General features: G+C 41.1%; 4 protein-coding genes. All 4 read left to right on the forward strand.

The features are described 5' to 3' along the window. Positions 1-185, forward strand: a 185-nt coding sequence (locus tag CXF82_RS22435) for a hypothetical protein (protein WP_219621760.1), incomplete at its 5' end; no start/stop codon positions are given. Between the two features lie 557 nt (positions 186-742). Next, the gene (locus CXF82_RS22160) at positions 743-916 is read left to right on the forward strand and encodes a DUF6435 family protein (protein WP_145991624.1); all 174 of its coding nucleotides are present in this window, start codon (positions 743-745) and stop codon (positions 914-916) included. Between the two features lie 551 nt (positions 917-1467). Then, on the forward strand, positions 1468-2598 hold the full coding sequence (locus CXF82_RS00800; RefSeq protein ID WP_102043505.1) for a 4-phosphoerythronate dehydrogenase: 1131 nt from the start codon (positions 1468-1470) through the stop codon (positions 2596-2598). Between the two features lie 2 nt (positions 2599-2600). Then, on the forward strand, positions 2601-3617 hold the full coding sequence (locus CXF82_RS00805) for an aspartate-semialdehyde dehydrogenase (RefSeq protein ID WP_101091497.1): 1017 nt from the start codon (positions 2601-2603) through the stop codon (positions 3615-3617). The last annotated feature ends 46 nt before the right edge of the window (positions 3618-3663 follow it).

Consider the following 3663-nt stretch of genomic DNA (forward strand, 5'->3'; position numbering starts at 1 on the left):
TGTGGAAACATGGAGATGTGGAAACATGGAGATGTGGAAACATGGAGATGTGGAAACATGGAGCCGTGGAAACATGGAGCCGTGGAAACATGGAGCCGTGGAAACATGGAGCTGTGGAAACATGGATGTATCAATCTTCTATGATACTAATTAGTATGGTCATCAAGCTAACCAACGAATTTTAACTATTGAGTTGTTGATTTTACGGGGGATATTATAGCTTATATGAGCGCCACCCTGTCAGGATAGTTGTCTGTTTTTTGAGTTATGTTAGCAAGATAAGTCGGCGGAGGATGTTTTTGTAGGTTTAAATGTTGTAAAGGAATATGGCAAGTATCAAATCTAACTTTTTAATCTTATGTTGCCACTTGTAAGGGGGTTTGTAATTAAGGTGTAAGAATGTATAACAAGTTAAATCCCAAGAAATACAGGTTCACAGCATATTTTACCGTGCTATCCAAATTTGATCTCATATAGCGAATGTTTCACCAAAGCTTCAGACTGTGCAAGCGATATCTGAGGTGGCTAAGGTATATTGAACCAATCAACCAATCAACCAATCAACCAATCAATCAATCAGTCAACCAACCAATCAGTTGATTAGTCAACAAGCGAAACTCGGAACAAGTCGCGCCTTATTTCCTAGCGTAATCGGCTCGTTGGGAGTTAATTCGCAAGAAAAGTAATCGAATAGTGGTATTTAGCCGTATAGGGAACTAACAGACCTGATTGAGACTCGTAAATGTTTTCTATATTTAAATCAAATCCAACAAAAAAATTGAATAAACTTCTCTCTATAAAACTTGAACAAGCTATGCATGCTCAAAGAAATGGAGACATAAAAAGTTATTCTCAACTGAGTTATGAAGCAGACCAAATAGATAAACAAATATCACTAATAGAAAGAGAAAAATAGCGAGTAAACAATGAGTAAACTGTAGATTGCCATATGCTGATATGACCTATTTCATTTCGCCATCTTCTCTATTTCGGTATAACGTTAAGATAGAAAGTTCGGAGCTACCCCTTCGGCTTTGCTATTTTTACCCTTTAGCGAGGTTAAAGAGATAGACAGCGTAACTGTATTACTACAGATGTTGAGCCGTTACTGTGTGACTCAGAAAAATAGCATTTTTATCAGTGCTGTTGACTCCTTTTAGCCGTTCGGCAGCTCTCCTAATATTTAGCTTGAATAATGACGATATTAATAACCTTTTAACGTGGCTAAACCAAACCTTCTGTGTTTGTTGTCACTTTCTCGGGTGTTGGTAATGCTTATGATTTTCTGTGTCAACCTTCTGAGCGTAACGTAACTGAGCTGAGAAAGGCTATCGGGAATAAGCTAAACCAGTCAATTAAGGGTTTTGGTAAAACATGTCTGAAAATACCTTCGGCTCGATATTCAAGTTGCAACCATCTTGCTAGAATGCACTCCTTACGGATTCAGCACACGTTTTAGGAACCATTATGAAGATCCTTGCCGATGAAAACATGCCTTATGTTCAACAGCTATTTGGCCATTTAGGCACCATAGAAACCGTTAATGGCCGAGAGTTAACTGCAGAGCAAGTTAATAACGTGGATATATTGTTGGTGCGTTCGGTTACTCAGGTGAATCAAGCATTACTCGCAGGGAATAACCAACTTAAGTTTGTCGGTAGCGCAACAATTGGCACTGACCATATTGATTTAGACTACCTTGCCAGCCGTAATATTCCATTCTCCAATGCGCCTGGCTGCAATGCGACTGCCGTTGGTGAGTTTGCTTTTATAGCCATGTTAGAACTTGCCCAGCGCTTTAAAAGTCCTTTAAAAGGTAAAGTGGTAGGGATTGTTGGCGCAGGGAATACCGGTACTGCCGTTGCCAAGTGTCTAGAAGCTTATGGGATTGAAGTATTGCTTTGTGATCCTGTACTCGAAGCAAAAGGCGACCCTCGCAGTTTTGTTTCTTTAAACTTCCTCATTGATAAATGCGATGTGATTAGTTTGCATACGCCGATTACTAAAACGGGTGAACATAAAACATGGTATCTATTCGATGAGGCTCGTTTAAATCGTTTGCGTGAAAACACTTGGCTGCTTAACTGCTGTCGCGGTGAGGTGATTGATAATCGTGCGTTACTTAAGTTTAAACAGCAACGAGATGACATAAAAGTTGTACTTGATGTGTGGGAAGGTGAACCTCATCCAATGCCCGAGCTGGTGCCTTATATCGAATTTTGCACCCCGCACATTGCCGGTTACTCATTAGAGGGTAAAGCGCGTGGGACTTACATGCTGTATCAGCAGGTGGCTAAGGTACTAAACATTAAGGGTGAAAATAAGATGGACGCCTTGTTACCTGCATTGTGGAGTGAACAAGTGACAGTGACTGAAATCGCTACCGAAAGAGCGTTATTACAGCTGGCGAGATTTGTATATGATTTGCGCGATGATGATGAGTTATTCAGAAAAAACTTTCTTAATAACCTGGCGTTTGATCATATGAGAAAAAATCACAAGCATAGACGTGAATTTAGCGCATTAAAGGTAAGCAATATGGGACAAACTAATGTAAATTGGTTATCCAATTTAGGGTTTTCAGGAGTCGGGCTGTAATTATGTCGCAGGAATATAATGTTGTCGTATTAGGTGCATCGGGCGCAGTGGGTCAAGTTATCATTGAGATCCTCGAAGAGCGTAATTTTCCGGTTGCAAAGTTGTACCCTCTAGCCAGCAGTCGCAGCGCCGGTAATACGGTCAGCTTCCATGGTAAACAGGTCGAAATTTTGGACGTGGATACCTTTGATTGGTCGAAAGCTCAGATCGGTTTCTTCTCCGCGGGTGGTGATGTGTCTGAAAAGTGGGCGCCAATTGCTGCAGAGCAAGGCTGTGTTGTTATCGATAACACATCGCACTTTAGATATGACATTGATGTGCCACTTGTTATCCCTGAAGTTAACCCAGAAGCGATTGCCGACTTTAGAAATCGCAATATTATTGCGAATCCTAACTGTTCAACGATTCAAATGTTGGTTGCACTTAAACCGATCCATGATGCTTTCGGGATCTCGCGTATTAATGTCGCGACATATCAGTCTGTATCAGGTTCAGGTAAGAAGTCAGTAGAAGAGCTAGCGACGCAGTGTTCTAAGTTACTGCAAGGTCTGCCTGTTGAACCGAAAACCTATTCAAAACAAATTGCGTTTAACGTATTGCCGCAAATTGATAAGTTTATGGACAATGGCTACACCAAAGAAGAGATGAAAATGGTGTGGGAAACGCAAAAGATCTTCGGTGATGAAAATATCGTAGTGAACCCAACAGCAGTGCGTGTACCAGTATTTTACGGTCACTCAGAAGCTATCCATCTTGAAACACTACAACCTGTCGATGCTGAAGAGGTTAAAGAAGTGTTGCGCGGTGCTCCTGGCGTTGAACTGTTTGAGTCTGATGAAGATTATCCGACTGCAGTCACCGATGGTGCGGGCTCAGATCCTGTTTATGTTGGTCGAGTCAGAAAAGATATTTCTCACGACAATGGCATAAACCTTTGGGTTGTCTCTGATAATATTCGTAAAGGCGCTGCCTTAAACAGCGTACAAATTGCAGAAGTGCTTATCAGAGATTATTATTAATCTGATCCTGCATTGAACATAATTGTTTAAAAAGCCCGCACTATGC

Origin of the sequence: Shewanella sp. GutDb-MelDb, assembly GCF_002836075.1 — a bacterium.
Lineage (GTDB): Bacteria > Pseudomonadota > Gammaproteobacteria > Enterobacterales > Shewanellaceae > Shewanella.